Origin of the sequence: Salimicrobium flavidum, from assembly GCF_900156645.1 — a bacterium.
GTDB lineage: Bacteria > Bacillota > Bacilli > Bacillales > Halobacillaceae > Salimicrobium > Salimicrobium flavidum.
Genome location: NZ_FTOC01000005.1, coordinates 1 through 18,537, shown reverse-complemented (window position 1 = coordinate 18,537; position 18,537 = coordinate 1). Strand labels below are relative to the sequence as shown.

15 protein-coding genes, 16 tRNA genes, 2 rRNA genes and 1 pseudogene are annotated in these 18,537 nt (G+C 45.0%); 2 read left to right on the top strand and 32 right to left on the bottom strand.

The window, feature by feature from the left end; all coding sequences use genetic code 11:
- Positions 1-130 precede the first annotated feature (130 nt).
- From proC to BW944_RS08230, 4 genes are all read right to left on the bottom strand, one after another.
- Positions 131-940 carry a pyrroline-5-carboxylate reductase gene (gene proC, locus BW944_RS08245; RefSeq protein ID WP_076558586.1) on the bottom strand — a complete coding sequence of 270 codons (810 nt, stop codon included), beginning with the start codon at positions 938-940 and terminating at the stop codon, positions 131-133.
- A 220-nt stretch (positions 941-1,160) separates the two neighbouring features.
- Positions 1,161-2,636: a potassium/proton antiporter gene (locus tag BW944_RS08240; protein ID WP_076558584.1), complete on the bottom strand. Its 1,476-nt coding sequence runs from the start codon at positions 2,634-2,636 to the stop codon at positions 1,161-1,163.
- 250 nt (positions 2,637-2,886) lie between these two features.
- A complete protein-coding gene (gene odhB / locus BW944_RS08235) occupies positions 2,887-4,203 on the bottom strand; it encodes a 2-oxoglutarate dehydrogenase complex dihydrolipoyllysine-residue succinyltransferase (protein WP_076558582.1) in 1,317 nt (438 codons plus the stop codon).
- Positions 4,200-7,010, bottom strand: coding sequence for a 2-oxoglutarate dehydrogenase E1 component (locus BW944_RS08230; RefSeq protein ID WP_234983157.1), 2,811 nt, complete (start codon positions 7,008-7,010; stop codon positions 4,200-4,202). Before BW944_RS08230 ends, odhB begins: the two co-directional genes overlap by 4 nt.
- 483 nt (positions 7,011-7,493) lie before the next feature.
- On the opposite strand from BW944_RS08230, the gene BW944_RS08225 reads away from it, so the two are divergent.
- The gene (locus tag BW944_RS08225; RefSeq protein ID WP_076558976.1) at positions 7,494-8,264 is read left to right on the top strand and encodes a lipoate--protein ligase family protein; all 771 of its coding nucleotides are present in this window, start codon (positions 7,494-7,496) and stop codon (positions 8,262-8,264) included.
- Between the two features lie 15 nt (positions 8,265-8,279).
- Complete coding sequence (gene lipA, locus BW944_RS08220; protein ID WP_076558578.1) at positions 8,280-9,227, top strand: lipoyl synthase; 948 nt, start codon at positions 8,280-8,282, stop codon at positions 9,225-9,227.
- A gap of 408 nt (positions 9,228-9,635) precedes the next feature.
- Here the strand turns inward: lipA and BW944_RS08215 are convergent, their stop codons facing one another.
- The 28 genes and pseudogenes from BW944_RS08215 to BW944_RS08085 form a co-directional block, all read right to left on the bottom strand.
- Entirely contained in the window at positions 9,636-10,112 is a 477-nt protein-coding gene (locus BW944_RS08215) for a tRNA (cytidine(34)-2'-O)-methyltransferase (RefSeq protein ID WP_076558576.1), read from the bottom strand.
- A 113-nt stretch (positions 10,113-10,225) separates the two neighbouring features.
- Positions 10,226-10,741, bottom strand: coding sequence for a methylated-DNA--[protein]-cysteine S-methyltransferase (locus BW944_RS08210; protein ID WP_076558574.1), 516 nt, complete (start codon positions 10,739-10,741; stop codon positions 10,226-10,228).
- 15 nt (positions 10,742-10,756) lie between these two features.
- The gene (queG, locus tag BW944_RS08205; RefSeq protein WP_076558974.1) at positions 10,757-11,890 is read right to left on the bottom strand and encodes a tRNA epoxyqueuosine(34) reductase QueG; all 1,134 of its coding nucleotides are present in this window, start codon (positions 11,888-11,890) and stop codon (positions 10,757-10,759) included.
- Between the two features lie 15 nt (positions 11,891-11,905).
- Positions 11,906-13,612, bottom strand: coding sequence for an ABC-ATPase domain-containing protein (locus BW944_RS08200; protein WP_076558572.1), 1,707 nt, complete (start codon positions 13,610-13,612; stop codon positions 11,906-11,908).
- A 137-nt stretch (positions 13,613-13,749) separates the two neighbouring features.
- Positions 13,750-13,823 (bottom strand) — tRNA-Gly (locus BW944_RS08195).
- 107 nt (positions 13,824-13,930) lie between these two features.
- Complete coding sequence (locus tag BW944_RS08190; RefSeq protein WP_076558570.1) at positions 13,931-14,380, bottom strand: hemerythrin domain-containing protein; 450 nt, start codon at positions 14,378-14,380, stop codon at positions 13,931-13,933.
- A gap of 55 nt (positions 14,381-14,435) precedes the next feature.
- Positions 14,436-14,945, bottom strand: a complete 510-nt coding sequence (locus BW944_RS08185; protein WP_076558569.1) for a DoxX family protein — start codon at positions 14,943-14,945, stop codon at positions 14,436-14,438.
- Positions 14,946-15,108: 163 nt separating this feature from the next.
- Positions 15,109-15,747, bottom strand: a complete 639-nt coding sequence (locus BW944_RS08180; protein ID WP_076558567.1) for a cobalamin B12-binding domain-containing protein — start codon at positions 15,745-15,747, stop codon at positions 15,109-15,111.
- On the bottom strand, positions 15,744-15,968 hold the full coding sequence (locus BW944_RS15355; protein ID WP_268794103.1) for a nucleotidyl cyclase domain-containing protein: 225 nt from the start codon (positions 15,966-15,968) through the stop codon (positions 15,744-15,746). Before BW944_RS15355 ends, BW944_RS08180 begins: the two co-directional genes overlap by 4 nt.
- Positions 15,965-16,354, bottom strand: a complete 390-nt coding sequence (locus BW944_RS15350) for a GGDEF domain-containing protein (protein WP_268794105.1) — start codon at positions 16,352-16,354, stop codon at positions 15,965-15,967. The genes BW944_RS15355 and BW944_RS15350 overlap by 4 nt, the downstream gene beginning before the upstream one ends.
- Positions 16,355-16,435: 81 nt before the next feature.
- Positions 16,436-16,639: pseudogene (locus BW944_RS15345) on the bottom strand (PAS domain-containing protein); the annotation flags it as partial.
- Between the two features lie 280 nt (positions 16,640-16,919).
- A tRNA-Leu gene (locus BW944_RS08165) sits at positions 16,920-17,003 on the bottom strand.
- Positions 17,004-17,018: 15 nt separating this feature from the next.
- Positions 17,019-17,092 (bottom strand) — tRNA-Cys (locus tag BW944_RS08160).
- Between the two features lie 7 nt (positions 17,093-17,099).
- A tRNA-Gly gene (locus BW944_RS08155) sits at positions 17,100-17,174 on the bottom strand.
- A gap of 1 nt (position 17,175) precedes the next feature.
- A tRNA-Gln gene (locus tag BW944_RS08150) sits at positions 17,176-17,250 on the bottom strand.
- A gap of 14 nt (positions 17,251-17,264) precedes the next feature.
- Positions 17,265-17,338: transfer RNA gene (locus tag BW944_RS08145), tRNA-His, on the bottom strand.
- A gap of 15 nt (positions 17,339-17,353) precedes the next feature.
- Positions 17,354-17,424, bottom strand: a tRNA-Trp gene (locus BW944_RS08140).
- 3 nt (positions 17,425-17,427) lie between these two features.
- Positions 17,428-17,513: transfer RNA gene (locus BW944_RS08135), tRNA-Tyr, on the bottom strand.
- Positions 17,514-17,529: 16 nt separating this feature from the next.
- Positions 17,530-17,605 (bottom strand) — tRNA-Thr (locus BW944_RS08130).
- A 4-nt stretch (positions 17,606-17,609) separates the two neighbouring features.
- Positions 17,610-17,685: transfer RNA gene (locus BW944_RS08125), tRNA-Phe, on the bottom strand.
- A 16-nt stretch (positions 17,686-17,701) separates the two neighbouring features.
- A tRNA-Asp gene (locus BW944_RS08120) sits at positions 17,702-17,778 on the bottom strand.
- Between the two features lie 4 nt (positions 17,779-17,782).
- A tRNA-Met gene (locus tag BW944_RS08115) sits at positions 17,783-17,859 on the bottom strand.
- Between the two features lie 18 nt (positions 17,860-17,877).
- Positions 17,878-17,953, bottom strand: a tRNA-Val gene (locus tag BW944_RS08110).
- Between the two features lie 8 nt (positions 17,954-17,961).
- A tRNA-Glu gene (locus BW944_RS08105) sits at positions 17,962-18,036 on the bottom strand.
- Between the two features lies 1 nt (position 18,037).
- Positions 18,038-18,128 (bottom strand) — tRNA-Ser (locus tag BW944_RS08100).
- A gap of 2 nt (positions 18,129-18,130) precedes the next feature.
- A tRNA-Asn gene (locus BW944_RS08095) sits at positions 18,131-18,205 on the bottom strand.
- Between the two features lie 9 nt (positions 18,206-18,214).
- A 5S ribosomal RNA gene (gene rrf / locus BW944_RS08090) occupies positions 18,215-18,329 on the bottom strand.
- A 115-nt stretch (positions 18,330-18,444) separates the two neighbouring features.
- Positions 18,445-18,537: ribosomal RNA gene (locus BW944_RS08085) — 23S ribosomal RNA — on the bottom strand; the annotation flags it as partial.

The window sequence follows — 18,537 nt, the reverse complement described above, 5'->3', positions numbered from 1 at the left end:
TATATCTTCAGATGGAAGCTTGCCGCAGGCAGGACGAAGGTTTTCCTGCATAAAGACGAAACGATTCAAAGCCTACATCAAAAAAGGTAAGCCGGTGAGTTACGGCTTACCTTTTCTCTAATATCTTTCCTTACTGTTTGGATAAATACTCCGAACGTTCTGTTGTAGCGTTCATGGCTTCAATGATCGCTTTACGCAGGCCGTGTTTCTCAAGAGCCGTCACCCCTTCAATCGTGACACCTCCAGGAGTACAAACATCATCCTTCAGCTTACCAGGGTGATCTCCGGTCTCTAAAATCATTTTCGCAGCTCCATTTACAGCTTGTGCGGCCATCTTATAAGCTTTATCTCTCGGGAAGCCCTGTTGCACAGCAGTATCAGCCATAGCTTCGATAAACATGTATACAAAAGCTGGTGAAGAACCGCTTACTGCAGGGACAGCATCCATAAGGTTTTCCTTGATCACTTCCGCTTCCCCGAAACTCTCATAAAGCTCCAGTACTTCGTTCAATTCTTTATCCGTTACCAGGTTATTCGGACATAATACACTCATGCCTTCCCCTACGAGAGAAGGGGTGTTCGGCATAGAACGAATAACCTTCACATTTTTTCCTAAGTACTTTCTCATCGTTTCCAAATTGATACCGGGAGCTATAGTCACGATAATCGTATCTTCCGATAGTTCGGACTTTATCTCTTCGATAATCCCTTGATAGACATATGGTTTTACCGCAAGAAACAATATGTCACTTTCGGCAGCCAGCCTCTTATTATCATCCGAAATCCGGATGCCGATTTCTCCACTTACGAAATCTATTGTTTCCTCCGTAATTGCAGTAGCTGCAATCTGATCAATAGAGACGCTTCCTGAGCGGATCATTCCCTGAATCATTGCCTGTCCCATATTGCCACAGCCAATAAAGCCTATGTTCTTTACCAAAATCAATCGCCTCCCTTAGTGATTTTCATTTTAACGAATAATGATAGCCTTAACAATCTTCTTCACGAAAAAGGTTGTAAAATCCGAGAAAGGGTTTACAAAATGTGGAGGGTCCTTTATAATTAGAACCGTAATTATATCATAATGCTTCACCCCAAATATCATAACCACTGCAATCGAGCCAAGGATCCTTCTACCCTTGGCTCTTACTTATGCCTTTTTATTCCTTCAATGCCTGGAGACGTTTCTTCAATTCTTTCTTCGCTTTTTTCGTCACTAGTATATACAGCGTATCTCCGGGTTCGATGGTAGTCTGTCCATAGGGAGTGATCATGTCCCCTTCCCTGATGATAGCGTTAATCAGTGCCCGATCCGGAAGAGAAAGATCTTCCAGGGTTTCTCCGGCAATCTGATTCTGTTCCGTCACTTCGAATTCAAGCATTTCTACATTCGCTTTTCCAATTGAGATAACTTCCAATGAATGAATGGGATTTATTTTCTTCTCCGATACCAATTGGAACTTCTCTGCCAACCACATAATGGTAGAACCTTGGAATAAAGCAGAAATCAAAACGATGAAAAAAACGATATTGAATATCGTCTGACTATTCCCGACTCCTGCAAGCATAGGAAAAATAGCCAGCACGATCGGCACTGCTCCCCTAAGACCGGCCCATGAGAGGAATAGCATCTCTTTGAGGCGGAACCTGAAAAAACTCAGCACTGCAAAAATAGCAAGAGGTCGGGCAATGAATATCAAAACAAGTGCAGTTACTATACCATTCCACATCACATCCCCCGTAAACACTTCGGAAGGAAAGACGAATAGTCCCAGTAGAATGAACATTAAAATCTGGGCCATCCACCCGAATCCTTCGTGGAAACGAAGAATCGAATAGCGATAAGCGAGCTCCCGATTTCCTATTACTACTGCGCTTATATAAACTGCCAGTAAGCCACTCGCTTCAAGAAGAGAACTCGCACTGTAAGCAAGAAAAGCGAAACCGAGAGCGAAAATCGGATAAAGGCCGCTTGAATCCAAGTTTATCCTATTCAAAGAAGTACTTGCGACATACCCGACAAGTAATCCCACAAGAAGGCCTGCCCCCATCTGCCAGAAAAAAGAACCGACAGTGATCCATACGTTGGAACCCTCGAGGGTAAGTAATTGGATGAAAGTGACGGTCAGGAACACCGCCATCGGATCGTTCGTCCCTGATTCCGCTTCGAGCGTCGATGCAACTTTATCTTTGATATTCTTCCCCTTCAAAACGGCAAATACTGCTGCAGCATCTGTTGACCCTACAATGGAACCTAACAGAAAAGCTTCCAGCCAATTGAAATCGATGATGTATTTAGCTGTCAGTGCGACTATAACAGTAGTCAACAACACTCCTACCGTCGCGAGCATGACAGAGGGTACAGCCACCGGTCGGATTTCCCGCCATTCCGTCTGCATGCCCCCTTCGAAAAGAATGATCACCAAAGCCAATACTCCGATCAACTGGGCTACTTCTGCATTATCAAAATAAACGATTTGAAGTCCATCACTACCTATCGCCATCCCAACAGCTATAAACAGGACCAGCGACGGAACACCTAAACGACTTGAAAATTTTGTGACAACAACGCTTATAATAAGAAGCAAAGCGATAAGTAAGAGGAACTGATTAGATTCCAATATTTCCTGTATCATACATGTATCCTCCAACGATTAGTTCTTCCACTACAACGATTCAATTAAGAATGAGTGGAAATATGTAAAATAAAACTAAAACCCCGACCGTATTTCCACTTTCCCTTCACCTATATTATGATACCTTTCTATCAGGTGCTAATGCTAGCCACAGGGACCTTCTCTTTTCAACATTATTCACTTTTCAACCTCCTGGAAAACGTAATAAAAGGCGACCTTCTGAAAAGGCCGCCTTTTATTATATATCATACTACCCTTCCAGAAGAAGGTCATATGGATCTTCAATCATTTCTTTGATGCGACGAAGGAACTGCACAGCTTCTTTACCATCTACGATACGGTGATCATAAGAAAGAGCGATATACATCATCGGACGTGCTTGAATGGAATCATCCGGCATTACTTTCGGACGCTTTTCGATATTATGAAGACCGAGAATACCGACTTGCGGTGAATTCAGGATAGGTGTCGAAAGCATGGATCCGAAGATACCACCGTTTGTAATCGTGAAGGAACCACCCTGAAGGTCCTCAAGGCCAAGTTCTTTATTTCGTGCCATCTCAGCCAGACGGATGATTTCACTCTCAATACCTGCGAAACCGATCCGATCCGCGTCACGCACATTCGGTACGACAAGACCGTCTTCAGTAGAAACAGCCATACCGATATCATAGAATTTCTTTTTCACGATTTCTTTGCCCTGTATTTCCGCGTTCAATAACGGGAATTCTTTAAGAGCGCCGACTACCGCTTTCGTGAAGAATGACATGAAACCGAGTTTGACCCCGTGTTTGTCCTGGAACGATTCTTTACGTTCCTTACGAAGGTTCATCACATTGGTCATATCCACTTCGTTGAACGTCGTCAGCATCGCAGATTCCTGTTGCACTTCCACCAGGCGTTTAGCGATCGTCTGACGGCGACGGGACATTTTTTCACGTTCTACCGGTTTCTCGAATTCTTCTTTATCTTCTTGCTTTTCTTTTGTATCGTCAGAAGATCCGGAAGTTTGTTTTTCCTCTTTTTTCGATCCGCCCTGCGCGTGTTCCTCCACATCTTCCGGACGAACACGGCCGTAAGGGTCGCGAGCTGAGATTTGACTCAGGTCGATCCCTAGTTCCCGGGCACGCTTACGCGCTGCAGGGGTAGCGATGACGTCTCCTCTTTTCGAATCGTCATCAGAAGTCTTCTCTTCTTTCTCTTCTTCTTTGTCAGTTTCTTTCTCTTCTTTCTTCGGTTCCTCTTCCTTCTTGCTCTCATCTTTCTGCTTCTCTTCGGAGGAATCGTCTTCAGAGGAATCATCCTTGGAACCAGATTCTCCGGAAGCTTCACCGGTTTCATCCACTTTAGCGATGACATCTCCTACTTCCACGTCATCTCCCTCTTTTTTCAGAAGTTCTGTGATGACCCCTCCTGTATCTGCGTTCACTTCTACGTTCACCTTATCTGTTTCGAGCTCCAGAACCGGGTCGCCTTTTTCAACTTTATCCCCTTCTCCTACGAGCCATTCTGCTATCGTTCCTTCAGTGATTGATTCAGCCAGTTCCGGTACTTTTATTTCCTTCATTGTGAATTGCCTCCTTTAGAGATTTGAAGAGCTTCCTGTATAATGCGGTTCTGTTCTGTCTTATGAATGTTCGGCTCACCAACGGACGGAGAAGCACGGTGAGGACGACCGACATAACGGTGGATTTGCCCCTTCTCAAGCAAATTATAAAGGATACCTTCCACAAAGTACCAGCTTCCCATGTTTTGCGGCTCTTCCTGAACCCACACCAGCTCTTTGAGGTTCGGGTATTCTTTCATGATTTTTTTCAACTTTTCTTTTTGGAAAGGATAAATCTGCTCGACTCGTACGGCGTCTATTGTTTCGAACGAGCTTTCTTCTTTTTCAGTACGGTCTTCTATATCTACCATGATCTTCCCGCTTCCGAGAAGTAGTGTTTCCACTTTCTCTTTATCTTTCTTCTTCTCTTTCGTCAATCCAGGCTGGCGGACCAGGGCATGGAAGCCGCTGTCAGTGAATTCAGAAGCTTCTGAAGCCACTCTCTGATTACGTAACAGACTTTTAGGTGTCATCAACACCAAAGGTCTTTCCTCTTCCATACAGCTGATTGCCGACTGTCTGCGAAGCAAATGGAAATACTGAGCAGCGGAGGTAACATTAGCGACAGTCCAATTGTTTTCAGCAGCTAGCTGGAGGAAACGTTCGAGACGGGCGCTAGAATGTTCAGGTCCCTGTCCTTCGTATCCATGAGGAAGCAGAAATACCATATTCGATTGCTCATTCCACTTTGCACGGCCGGAAGAAACAAACTGATCAAATATGACCTGTCCGGCATTTGCGAAATCACCGAACTGAGCTTCCCACACAACGAGCGTTTCCTGAGAGTGCACGCTATATCCATATTCGAACCCGAGTACACCGGCTTCAGATAAAGGGCTGTTGAATATATCGAAAGATGCTTTCGCCTGTTCAATTCCGTGTAGCGGGCAATATGTTTCACCCGTTTCCGTGTCATGAAGGACCATGTGACGGTGGGCGAACGTTCCCCGCTGCGTATCCTGACCGGTAACGCGGATCGGTTGCCCTTCCTCGAGAATAGAGGCAAAAGCCAGAGCCTCTGCAGTGGCCCAGTCCACTTTGTTGCCTTCTTCAAGCATATCTTTTCGTTTATGAAGAATTTTTTCGAGTTTCTTGAATCCGTTGAACTCTTCCGGACGCTTAAGCATCTGTTCATTGAGGGATTTCAGACGTTCCAGGTCTACCACAGTCTCGAATTCTTCAAGAGAACGCTCCACTCCGTGAGGACGCCCCTGAACATCAGGTTCATGGGTATCTTCTTCTTCCATGCTATTATAAATGTCGCTTAAATTGGAATTCACCTTATCTTTGTACTCATCCAGTTCCTCATCATTTATGACTTCTTCTTTGATCAGACGATTTCCATACACATTCGCAATGGTCGGATGTTCGTCGATTTCATTATACAGACGAGGTTGGGTCGCGCGTGGCTCGTCGATTTCATTATGACCATATCGACGATAGCCCACGAGATCGATCAGCACATCCTTATGGAATTTCTGACGGTATTCATAAGCCAAAGACATTGCGGAAAGACAAGCCTCCGGGTCGTCCGCGTTCACGTGCATAATCGGAATTTCAAAACCTTTGGCAAGGTCACTTGCATAGCGGGTGGACCTTCCTTCTTTTCTGTTGGTGGTGAAACCTACCAGGTTATTCGCAATAATATGCACCGTTCCACCCGAACGGTACCCTTCAAGATCACTTAAGTTCAGCGTTTCTGCTACAACGCCCTCACCAATAAATGCAGCATCCCCGTGAATAAGTACACCGATAGCTCCATCTTCATCAATGACAGAATTTCCGGGTTCTTCACGATAATCCTGAGCAGCTCTTGCAAATCCCTGTACGACAGGGTTTACAAATTCCAAATGGGAAGGGTTGTGACTCAACGTTACACGTGTGGAGTGATGATCATCTCCGTTTTTCACTTCCCGCTTAGCGCCGAAGTGATATTTCACATCGCCCGTCCATCCATAGTTTATTCCCTGAGAACCTTCGGAGGGCATAAGTTCTTTTGAAGGGGAATGATTGAACTCCGAGAAAATCTTTTCATAAGGTTTACCCAACACATGCGCCAGAACATTCAGACGCCCCCTGTGAGCCATACCTATCATCATATGACGTATGTGATCCCCTGCTGCCGATTGCACCATTCTATCGAGCATAGGAATCATCGCATCGAGTCCTTCGATGGAAAAGCGTTTCTGGGCTACGAACGTCTTCGCGAGAAAATGCTCGAAGTTCTCCACTTCTACAAGACGATACAACAATTGCTTACGTTCTTCATTGGAGAGATTGACATTGAAGGAACCGGACTCCACTCTTTCTCTCAACCAGGAACGCTCGTTTTCGTTGTGGACATGGTCATATTCAAAAGAAAGGGTGCCGGCGTACCTTTCTTTCAAGGTTTTTATAGCCTGCCACGCATTATCAAGTCTGACATTAGCTTCCGGCCATACCCATTCCGCCGGAAGTTTCTCCAGTTCCTCTTGCGACGTACCATATGTCTCTGGCTCAAGCAATTCTGTACCCGGACGATCAAATCCTCCCACTGCGTAGATATCGGCAGCGAGATGACCATCACGACGAATAGCCTCTACAAGTTTCAGTGCAGCAGAGACATTTACTATATCCTGTGATGACAGAGCATTGGCTTCTCCTGATTGAACAGTTGAACCGTTCAATTGAGCCGGCGCCCCGTGTTTTTCAAAAAGTTCTTTCATCGAAGAATCTACAGCATTTTCATCTTCCTGATACCGTTCATATTGCTCCTCTATGTATCCCATATTGGGACCATGGAATTTGGACCAAAATATTTCTTTTGATTCTGGATTCGACACGAAAATTACCCCCAAATTAGTCTTGGATGATGTATGAAAACGTAAACGTTTGCAAATTCAAACTCTATTATAGAACTGTAACAACCAACCTTCAACAGCTACTAGCATATTTTTCTTCTTTTCTCGTGATCATGACTGTGAAAGTTATTCCATCTTCCATTATAACAAGAAAAAAATGTTGTGAACACGAAATGAAAAATAAATCATATAATACTTACCCGTCTCAGGTAATATTTAACCCAAAGACAGGGACCTGTTCATTATGGTATTCAATCCATCACTAAAACAGACTCTTTTCCGGAAGTTATTACCTTCTTTTGACATATTTTCGAACCCCTGTTAGGATTAAATCGTTTAATCCTTTAAACGAAAGAAGTGAATGATTTGGAAACATGGAACTATCTTTACACTCCAGATTTGAGCCCGGCAATGAACATGGCTTTGGATGAAGCATTGATGAAATGGCACCGCGAACAAAAAATCCCACCCGTATTACGTTTTTATACCTGGCAACCCGCAGGCCTTTCGCTGGGACAGTTCCAAAAAACGAAAGGCCGTATTAATACGGACGGGGCTTCCCGCCATCGAGCGGAAATCGTGCGGCGTCCTACAGGAGGAAGAGCAGTCCTTCACGACGAAGAACTTACATACAGTATTATCGTCTCGGAAGCACATCCGATGATCCCTGCTACTGTGAAGGATGCCTATCTCATTTTATCAAAAGGTCTCCTGAACGGCTTCCGCAACCTTGGAATTGAAACGGATTATGCTATCCCTGAATATGGGCGAACAGACAATCAATCTTCTGTCTGTTTCGAAGAACCTTCCTGGTATGAACTTACCGTAAACGATAAGAAGATAGCAGGAAGTGCCCAAGTCCGACAAGGGGGAGTTCTTCTTCAACACGGATCCATTCCGATTCAAACAGATGAAGAGAAACTGTTCGACATGTTCCTCTATCCAAATGAACAAGTTAAAAAACGGTCGCAGCAAAGTTTCAAAAATAAGGCTGCAAGCATCGCGGATATCACAGGAGAGCACCCGGGACTCACACAGGTGCGCGATGCTTTTCTGGAGGGTTTCCATGAAGGGATCGGCGTGAACTTCGAATCATGCAGCCTTTCTCCACATGAGTGGGAGGAAGTCCGAGTTCTGGCCGAAACCAAGTATCTGACCGACGAGTGGAACTTTAAACGATGACAAAGGAGCATACATATGCCTAAAAATTACGAACATGTCAGAAAACCGGAATGGTTGAAAATCAAACTGAATACGAACCAGTCTTATATGAAACTGAAAAAATTGATGAGAAACAAAAAGTTGAATACCGTCTGTGAGGAAGCCAGATGTCCGAATATTCATGAATGCTGGAGCGAAAGGAAAACCGCCACGTTTATGATCCTCGGGGATACATGTACGAGAGGCTGCCGCTTCTGTGCCGTCAAAACAGGGCTCCCGAATGAACTCGACTGGGGAGAACCGGAAAGGGTAGCTGAATCAGTGGAAATTATGGAACTGAAACATGTCGTGGTCACTTCTGTAGCGCGTGATGATCTTAAAGATGGCGGCGCTGCTGTCTTCGCTGAAACTGTCAACGCGATCCGTCGTCGCATGCCGGGATGTTCCGTTGAGATTCTTCCTTCCGATATGAAAGGCGACCACGAAAGTCTTTCCACACTTCTCTCAGGAGAACCGGATATTTTCAATCATAATATCGAAACTGTGCGTCGTCTTACTAAAAAAGTCCGGGCAATCGCTATGTATGACCGTTCTCTGGAATTGTTACGCCGCGTGAAAGAAATGCGCCCGGGAACTCCTACCAAGTCCAGTATCATGGTTGGTCTCGGAGAAACGAAGGAGGAACTGATCGAAGCGATGGACGATTTACGAGCCAATAACGTGGATATCGTAACGCTTGGACAATATTTACAACCTACCAAAAAACACTTGAATGTAGAGAGATATTATCACCCTGACGAATTCGAAGAACTTAAAAGGATCGCACTTGAAAAAGGATTCACCCATTGTGAAGCAGGCCCTCTTGTCCGTTCTTCCTATCATGCCGATGAACAGGTGAATAAAACGACGAATCAACGAAAAATGGAATATGTGAAAGGATACGAAGAGAATTCCGGTCAGCAACTGTCCAATACAAATTTCTAGGACCCCATTTCCTTTATAAATATCCTCATGTATAATGTACTTAGATTCGAGCGGATATGAAGGAGGCGTTAGACATGAAAATGACATTGATCATGATGGTTTGTATTTCTTTTCTTTCATCTATTTTTGCTGCAGGACACGACGAAAAGCCTGGAGCGAAGAAATAATATAGCAAAAGGATCGCCTCCCCGGCGATCCTTTTTATTTTGGCTCTGTTAAAGCCGGTTGTTGATTTTAAAACGAAGGGTCGAGACACCTGCGGGAAAAGCATGAACGGAAAATTACAGGAATCGAACGAAGTAAGATTCTGAAAGTTCGCATCATCTCCGCAGCCAAGCTTCCACCCGTAGAGATAAAAATCAACCAGGGACGGAAACAGAGCTTTATTTTAATTATTCATCTGAGGGATTATTTGATGAGGCCCGGGAATCCCTGTTCATGCAGGGCATGAAAGAGCATAACAGAAACCGAATTCGCCAGATTCAATGATCTTACCTTATCCGTCATCGGGATACGGACACACCGCTCTTCCAGTCCCTGCAACAATTCATGCGGAATCCCGTCGCTTTCCCTACCGAAAACGAAAAGATGGTCTCTTGAAGTATTTGTATAATCCATATCAACGAAGGAAGCATCCCCGAAATTTTCAACGTAATAGAATTCTCCCTCCGGATACTTGTCATAAAGCTCCTCAAGCGAGTCGTAATGGTTGATCGTCACATCATACCAGTAATCGAGCCCTGCCCTCTTCACCATTTTGTCCTCCGTGGAAAAACCGAGCGGATGAATCAGATGAAGAGAAGTATTGGTAGCTAGACACGTTCTGGCTATATTTCCGGTATTCGCAGGAATCTCCGGCTGAAATAATACCACATGGTTCGGCATTCGGTTCACCTCTGATCTTTTTTTCTTCAACCTGAATATTATAGCACACCTTAGTGATTATCTTCCGAAAGATTTCATATTTAAAGGCTGGTCCACCAAAAAACCACCCGCTCTTAAGGGGTGGTTTCAAGTTCAAGCAGATACACTTTTTTATCGACGCCGCCCCCGTAACCGGTAAGTTTCCCGGTATGACCTACAACCCGGTGGCACGGAACAATCACCGAAAAAGGGTTTTTATTCATCGCTCCTCCGATGGCACGTACCGCCTTTTCATTGCCAGCATTTTTCGCAAGTTCTTTGTAGGAACATGTTTCGCCGAACTGAACCTCTGATGCTAACGTTTTCCATACATTCTTCTGAAAGGCTGTACCATGAAACTCGTAAGGGAGATCGAAACTTCTTCGTTCTCCCTGAAAGTATTCCTGGAGTTGTTTCTCGGTTTCTTTCAGCAATTCTGTATCCCCATTGTCTATTACAGGGTGTTTATCCAGAAATGCACGTATATGTTTCTTATGAAGGTCCCCCTTTTCTTCGGCATCACCGTAATCAAGGCGGAGGAGCTTCTCTTCATCCGCTGTAGCGAGTATAGGTCCAAGAGGTGTAACTATTTCCTTTTGATGAAATTCCACGTTTATCACTCCTCTTCAGGTAACCTGAAAGTCGAGTCCTTTTTCCATTTCTTCTGTTACTTCTTCATCTTTTTCGGATGCGAGTGCTTCGGCAATAGCTTCATAAGATTCAGGCGTTCCGATTTTTCCAAGGCTGTATGCAGCAGTCCCCCGGATAACAGGACGCGGGTCATTTTTCATCAAGTGAATGAGATCGTCGACCGCTTCTGTTTCTTTGTAATGCCCGAGAGCCAAAATGGCGTTTCTTTGAATCGGTTTTTTTCCTCTCCATGAACCGGCCATCCGTCCGAACCGTTCTTTGAATTCGCGGTTGGATATGCGAAGAAGCGGGCGTAATTTCGGCTTCACTTTCTCCGGATCGGGTTCAAACTCTTCATGGTGATGAAAATCTTTCCCGCGATTGATCGGACATACTGTCTGACATGTGTCACAACCATAAACTCTATTACCGATTTTCGTGCGATATTCATCCTCAAGGAACCCTTTTGTCTGAGTGAGAAAGGCGATGCAACGATTGGCATTCAACTGTCCTCCCTGTACAAGGGCATCTGTAGGACAGGCGTCTACACAGATATTACAATCTCCACACCCTTCCTGGATAGGTTCATCCGGTTCAAACGGAACGTTGGTGACAATTTCACCGAGATAGACGTAGGAACCGAATTCCGGGGTGATGATGGCGCAGTTCTTTCCACTGAAGCCGATACCAGCCCTTTCAGCAACCGCACGATCGGAAAGCTCCCCCGTATCGACCATCCACTTCAGGTCGATATCCGGCATTCTTTCCTGAAGAAAGGCACCGAGCAGCTGCAATTTTTCTTTGAGCACCGTATGATAGTCCTCCCCCCAGGAAGCACGGGCAAATTGACCGCGCCGGGCACCTTTTTCGTTCTTCGGAGGATTTTTCATTTTGGACGGATAGGCCAAGGCAATCGATATGATCGACTGGGAAGTGGGGAGAAGCCGCTCAGGCTCCGCACGCTCCTCCGGATCCCCCTTTTCAAAGCCGGACTGATACCCTAGCTGTTCCTGACGAATGAGCCGGGACTTCAGCTCACCGAACACGTCTGCGCTTGCAAATCCGATCTTATCGATTCCTATTTCCTTGCTGTAATCGATCGTCTCTTGTTTTAATTGATGAAAATCCAGCACCGGATGCCTCCTTTATCTTAGATCATCTACTTTAGCTGTACGGATTCTGTTGAGAGTGGCTGCAATTTCAAAGGGTCTCGGTCTCGCGAGCTCGCCTGGATGCTGATTCTGAAAAGGTGATACAAAAGAAAGCCCGTGAGTATCGATCTGTTTGTCAATCGCCTGTACAAGTTCGGAAAGCGACTGTTGATTCTTTAATATTCCCTGTGTGTTCATATGGACCAGAAGATCGGCTATGAACCTCGTCTGGGATGCATCCACGAGTTGTTCCAGTCCTTCGATCTGTATATCGTTTCTGCCCATGATAATGTGATAGAGCCCTTTTGCCTGCACTTTTTCTTTCTTGCCCCGCTGGGCCTGAATCGTAGCCGGAAGGAAAGATCTCGATGGGAGTGCCCCGAACTTCTTCTCTTCCTTCTTGCGTTCACTCGGATAGCGGGAAGCGATTTCTTTCGCCTGTTTCGTTACATCATGTGGGATATACTGATCCATCATTATTACGTGATCCGCTGATTGAAAATACTCTCCGGAACCTCCCATGACCATAATCGTGGAAACATCAAGCTCATCCCTCATCTGTTCGATTTTATCGATAAACGGGGTGATCGGCTCTTTTTCTTTTGCAACCAGTTCCTGCATTCTCTCATCGCGTATCATGAAGTTGGTGGCACTCGTGTCTTCGTCAATTAAAAGTGCTCCTGCTCCTACTTCTAAAGCCTCCACGACATTCGCAGCCTGGGACGTACTTCCGCTGGCATCCTCCGTCGTAAATGTGGAAGTATCTGTACCATGTGGGAGGTTCTTGATGAAAGAAGATATATCGACATTTGTCACTTTCCTCCCGTCCTCGGCTCTGACCTTCACCGCTTTCGGATCGGTAATGACATATTCGCGGCCATCTCCCTGCTTATGCGGATAGACGCCTCGTTCAATAGCCTGAAGCAACGTACTTTTACCATGATAACCTCCACCTACGATCAGAGTGATCCCTTTTTTCACTGCCATTCCGGTCAGAGGCTCACCACGGTGCGGGATTGAAATAGAAACACGGTTCTCCTCCGGACTCTCAAATGGCACGGCTCCTTTCATAGGGAGTTGACTGATACCACTCTCTCTTGGCAAAACAGAACCATCAGCTATGAACGCTTCCCAATTATTTTCATCCATTTCTTTACGGATCGCATCGTATTGGTCTGCCAGTTTATTCGCTTTCTCTATTTCCTCATCACTTATAGACATGATCGACTTGTCCACGATGGAAGGGAGCACTTCGAAAAATAATTTTTCAGCTTCTTTTCCATTGATTCTGCGGCCGTTAGCCGGTAGACCTACAGTAAAACATAGCACCGTAGAATCTTCTTCAATCATGACGGCTGAACGCTCAAGAACCTCCTGCCCCGGCTGGTCCATCCCGACATTCCCGCTTTTCCCGGAACCTTTTACGTTGGAATTGATCTTCTTAACGGTTTGCACAACGTAGCGGGTTATAATATCTTCCGTATAAATTCTTCTTGAACGCGATTTCGTCCATTCTTTTTTAATCGGACGTTTCTCATCGGGGATACGGATTCTTATCTTCGAAGGTGCCGCAAAAGGGTCCCCCTGTACATAATCGATGTGAAGTTTATAATCACGGAAATCATACGTCCCCTGGATATCCTTATAACCTTTGTAACTTTTTCCATCTATTCGTTGTAAGTGTTTTTTTAATTGTTGCATCTGAAAACTTCCTTTCCTTATAAATCTATCTCTATGGTATGTATCCATTTTACATCATGAAAAAACGCAATGCTTCGTTTTTGATCAACGAAACACTGCGTTGGCACGTGGTATGAAATCATAAATTCAAATACACATGGAGCGGGTGAGGAGAATCGAACTCCCATCATCAGCTTGGAAGGCTGAGGTTTTACCACTAAACTACACCCGCCTGAAGAGGTATGGACAACTTTCAAGTGATAATTATCATTCTATCAAGCGTGGATGTGGGTTGCAACCTTTTTCTTCAGAAAAAAACGCAACTTTATAAAAGTTACGTTACCTCCCGCTATGAGAGTCAGTATGGAATTGGCCTTCCGCTTTATAAAGTTCTTTATCAGGTACTGCGGTTTCTATTTTCGGGAAAATCACCCGTTCTTCCATTCGTATGTGGTCATGAAGCTTTTCTCCTAATTCCCGGAACAACTCGTAGTCATGTCTCTCCACCTTATGCAATTTCTCGATAAGCCCGCGGATTACTACATGATCCATCAGCATCTTACGTATATCTTCATCTTCTTCGATGGAAGCATAACAACTGTAGAGAGGAAGTAATATCTCTTCTTCTTCTCTGAAGTGATCCCTTCCATCATTCTCCCAGAACTCCTGAATGTCCTTCATGAGTTCGCGGAACTTATCCCTTTCTTCTGTCTTCTGCAGGCGTTGGGCCAGGACCAGTCCATGATGATGGTGATGTGATAATGGAATCAGAGCTTCATGTCTTTTCATTTTCATCCCTCCTACCACCTATATACCACAGAAAAGCGGGTGTGAACCACCCGCTTTATGCTGCTTGAACTTTTTGTTTGTGTATACGTGCCTGTGTTTTTGTACGAAGGAAAGGGATGACCCAACGATCCAGACCGAATTTACCTGCATTGTACCCTGCTACAAGAATGAGTACGGTAAGTACTACCATTTGAGCGTTTGTGCTTACAGTTCCGCTGAATAGAAAGGCGAAGTTCATTACGATTCCCATCAAAGCCGCAAAGTTAGTGAATAATCCAAGAATAAGTGCAATTCCGACTAAGAGTTCTCCCCACATCACCATATATGTGAACAATCCTGCATTCGGTAACGCTACCGTCTCAAGAAAACTTGCCCACCATCCCTGAACAGCTGGATGCTCCCCACTCGCCTGACCGATCGCTCCCTGGATGAATCCTCCTGCCTCGAATTGTCCTCCTGTGATTTTACCCCAGCCCGCTGTCATCCACTGATAGCCGATATAAACCCTGAAGAATGTAAGAACCGCCGCCGCCACATTGTTGTTTCTAAGGAAATCTGTAAACATTTCAATTCCTCCTTTTGTTTTTCATGCTCAGTATTTCACATGAATGAATCGAATGATTTCTTTACTACAATTGTAGTTTACCACACGGTGGAGAAAGTTGGAATAGTTTGTTCAATGTTTCACAAGTTGCTCAATAATTTATGAACATTTTATGACATGCCATTTAAAGCGTTTCGCTAAGTTCTATGAAGTCCTTCAGATCAGAAGCATAGTAATCATAATCCAATTTCTCTAGCAGTGCCGGGAACTGCTTGAAGCAATACCCTCCAGCTATTATTTTTGTTTCCTTTAGTTCTTCAGACTGTTTTAATGTACTGATCGCCTCTTTGGCGTAGGGAACATTAACCGGAAGTGCCACTGATACAAGAATATAATCCGGAGCTTCCCTATTAATGAATTCGAGTGCTCCAGTCACGGGCAAATTCGTACCCAGATAAATCACGGGGAAACCTTTGCTTTCCAATATATCATTCACCATTTTGATACCTAAGTCATGATTGTTACCTGCCACAGTAAAAGAAACGACCTTCTTCCCCCGCTCTGGTGTGTTATGGCCAAATTGAGGGAAGGCCGCCATCAATACCCATTGAGTTATTGCAGTAGCTAAGTGCTCATGCGCAATCGAAATTTCGTTTTTATGCCACATCCTCCCTATTTCATACATTGCCTCTTCTATTCCCTTATATAAATCTTCCACCGGCACTCCATCATCCAATTCTTGTTTCACCAGTTCAAAGACTCCCTGCTTGTCTGAATCAAGGATATGCTTTAAGTACTGTTCTGAAAATAATTTTTGATTCAAAGTTTTCTCTCCTCCCGGTGCTTCCGCTCTTTGATACTTTTCTTTCGTTCGTACATGTGTTTATCCGCTTCGTTCAACAAAGTAGGGATATCTCTAATATTACCTTTATATTCAACCGCTCCATACGAAAGGGAAGCAATAGCGCTGAAACGACTGAAAATCTCACTCATTTCCTCTGCCCACTCCAAGCAATTCTCATGAGAACGGTGTAAAACGATCAAAAATTCATCTCCCCCGAACCGGAAAGCCTTTTCTTCGTTCCACAAGTTTTCAAGGAATATTTATGAAATGGAACGAGAAGCTCATCACCGGCATAATGCCCATAGTAATCATTAACCTTTTTGAAATCATTGATATCAATCATCAAAAAACTCAATGGCGTTTCATTCTTTTCAGAGATTTCAATTTCATCTTCCACGATATCGTAAAAATAGCGTCGATTATAAAGTTTGGTCAATGCATCCGTTACACTTAATAAGTAATAATCATGCTTTTGCTGTTCTATGATTTTATTCTTCAGGTAAAGCTCCGAATAGAGAGCTGAAAAATCCGAATTTATTTCTAGCAACTGTTCGGTTACTTGAAAGTACGCGGTGGAAATAGGCACAAAACAATAAATTCTTCGACTCTCCGGGAGCTCTATGACATAAGCGTAGAACGATTGCTGTTCACTTTGCTGATTATATAGATTCAATTCCGTTTCTACTACTTCTTCTTTCTCCGAAGTTAAAAGTAATGTATCCACTTTCTCCAGGGATATCTGCTCCACCCAATCTGATATATAGGTGTTTTGGATCTCTTCTTGTGTTTTATCGAATACATTCTCTGTGGAGCCGTTAACAAAAAGAATTTCCCCATTTTTATCTGTCAGACAGATAAAAATGGGGTAGAATTCAAGTACTTCATAATAAAATCATTCATGGAATATTGCAGACTCATCCCGCTCCCCCCCTCTTTCTTTTTACCTATTCCCTAATTATCAATCTGAAAACGAATGAGACTTAATAGCTTGTGAATTTTCGGTTGTCTGATACTCAACGAGAGCCTAGTCTCTTCTCATAGATTTTAGCCGAATTATAAATAGGCTTTCTGAAGAGGTGTCGTCAATACTCTATCGTTCTAAAATATAAAAAAAGAGCTATCTGTAAGTCAGATAGCTCCTCTTATATATATAGCGAAGGCGGGACTCGAACCCGCACGCCTGTGAAGGCACTTGATTTTGAGTCAAGCGTGTCTGCCAATTCCACCACTTCGCCACGATTTATTATATTTGGAGGCGGCAACCGGATTCGAACCGGTGATAAAGGAGTTGCAGTCCTCTGCCTTGCCACTTGGCTATGCCGCCATAACCTTGGAGCGAGAGACGGGATTCGAACCCGCGACCCCCACCTTGGCAAGGTGGTGTTCTACCGCTGAACTACTCTCGCATGGCTGGGCTAGCTGGATTCGAACCAGCGCATGACGGTACCAAAAACCGTTGCCTTACCGCTTGGCTATAGCCCAACTATTGAAAAAAGGGCGACTGATGGGAATCGAACCCACGAAATGCCGGAGCCACAATCCGGTGCGTTAACCACTTCGCCACAGTCGCCATAGATAGAAAAAACAGGGGTAGTAGGACTCGAACCCACATCGGCGGTTTTGGAGACCGCTGTTCTGCCTTTGAACTATACCCCTAGATGGTGGAGGGAGCAGGACTCGAACCTGCGAACCCGATGGGAGCGGATTTACAGTCCGCCGCGTTTGGCCAACTTCGCTATCCCTCCATTTGATTTAGATAAATGGTGCCGGCCAGAGGACTTGAACCCCCAACCTACTGATTACAAATCAGTTGCTCTACCAATTGAGCTAGGCCGGCGAAATGGTGGCTCGGGACGGAATCGAACCGCCGACACACGGATTTTCAGTCCGTTGCTCTACCGACTGAGCTACCGAGCCACTTCTTATGTATTAATGGCGGTCCGGACGGGACTCGAACCCGCGACCTCCTGCGTGACAGGCAGGCATTCTAACCAACTGAACTACCGGACCAAAATGGTTGCGGGGGCAGGATTTGAACCTGCGACCTCCGGGTTATGAGCCCGACGAGCTACCAGACTGCTCCACCCCGCGATGTTGAAAAAACTTCTATGGTGGAGGATGCAGGGCTCGAACCTGCGACCCCTTGCTTGTAAGGCAAGTGCTCTCCCAGCTGAGCTAATCCTCCGAATATGTTGGTGACCCGTACGGGATTCGAACCCGTGTTACCGCCGTGAAAGGGCGGTGTCTTAACCACTTGACCAACGGGCCATGGCGGAGAGAGAGGGATTCGAACCCTCGAGACCACGAAGGCCTACACGAGTTCCAATCGTGCTCCTTAAGCCAGACTCGGACATCTCTCCAATGGCTCCACCGGTAGGATTCGAACCTACGACCGATCGATTAACAGTCGATTGCTCTACCACTGAGCTACGGTGGAATAATAAAAACCTGGCAGCGCCCTACTCTCGCGGGGGGTAACCCCGACTACCATCGGCGCGGAAGAGCTTAACTTCTGTGTTCGGCATGGGAACAGGTGTGACCTCTTCGCTATCGCCACCAGATCTTTTATGAATTGTTCTCTATGGACAAAATCTATTATATTGTCCAGATGAGAAAATTTCAAGAGTTATTTTTAAAAAACCCTCAAAACTGGATAAGAAACAGGAAACCAACGGTATAGAGAAGATCTCGATGGATTAGTATCCGTCTGCTGCACGTGTCGCCACGCTTCCACACCGGACCTATCAACCTCTTCGTCTCAGAGGCATC